The sequence below is a fragment of the Caballeronia novacaledonica genome, assembly GCF_900258035.1.
Classification (GTDB): Bacteria; Pseudomonadota; Gammaproteobacteria; order Burkholderiales; family Burkholderiaceae; genus Caballeronia; species Caballeronia novacaledonica.
In genome coordinates, this window is the sequence record NZ_OGTP01000062.1 from 1 (window position 1) to 1,097 (window position 1,097).

A 1,097-nucleotide genomic window follows, 5' to 3' on the forward strand; every position below is an offset into this window, starting at 1 on the left:
AGCACATCGGCGATCAGGTTACCGACGATCTCCGCTTCCTTCACGCCGAAGCCGCGCGTGGTCATCGCGGGCGAGCCGAGGCGCACGCCGCTCGTGACGAACGGCTTTTCCGGATCGTTCGGAATGGCGTTCTTGTTGACCGTGATATGCGCGGCGCCGAGCGCGGCTTCGGCAGCCTTGCCGGTGATTTTCTTCGCGCGCAGATCGACGAGCATCACGTGGCTTTCCGTGCGGCCCGACACGATGCGCAAACCGCGCTTGACGAGCGTTTCGGCCAGCACGCGCGCGTTGTCGATCACGGCCTGCTGATACGCCTTGAACTCCGGCGCCAGCGCTTCCTTGAACGCGACGGCCTTCGCGGCGATCACGTGCATCAGCGGGCCGCCCTGAATGCCGGGGAAAATCGCGGAGTTGATCTGCTTCTCGAACTCGGCCTTCATCAGGATCACGCCGCCGCGCGGGCCGCGCAGGCTCTTGTGCGTGGTCGTGGTGACGAAGTCCGCGTGCGGCACCGGGTTCGGATACACGCCCGCAGCGACGAGACCCGCGTAGTGCGCCATATCGACCATGAAGTAAGCGCCGACGCTCTTCGCGATCTTCGACAGCCGCTCGAAGTCGATGCGCAACGCAAACGCCGACGCGCCCGCGACGATCAGCTTCGGCTTGTGCTCTTTGGCGAGCGCTTCGGTCTTGTCGTAGTCGATGTCTTCGGCTTCGTTCAGGCCGTAGCTCACCACGTTGAACCACTTGCCCGACATGTTGACGGGCGAGCCGTGCGTCAGGTGGCCGCCTTCGGCGAGGCTCATGCCCATGATCGTGTCGCCGGGCTTGAGCACCGCGAAGAACACGCCCTGATTGGCCTGCGAACCGGAGTTCGGCTGCACGTTCGCCGCTTCGGCGCCGAAAAGCTGCTTCACGCGGTCGATCGCGAGTTGCTCGACGATATCGACATACTCGCAGCCGCCGTAATAGCGCTTGCCGGGATAACCTTCGGCGTATTTGTTCGTGAGTTGCGAGCCCTGCGCGGCCATCACGGCCGGGCTCGTGTAGTTTTCCGACGCGATCAGCTCGATGTGATCTTCCTGGCGGCGGTTTTC

The 1,097-nt window shown here is 63.9% G+C and carries 1 protein-coding gene; it reads right to left on the reverse strand.

Annotated elements, in window-relative coordinates:
- The coding region (glyA, locus tag NOV72_RS31720) for a serine hydroxymethyltransferase (protein WP_106858442.1) at nucleotides 1–1,097 on the reverse strand (1,097 nt) is incomplete at both ends.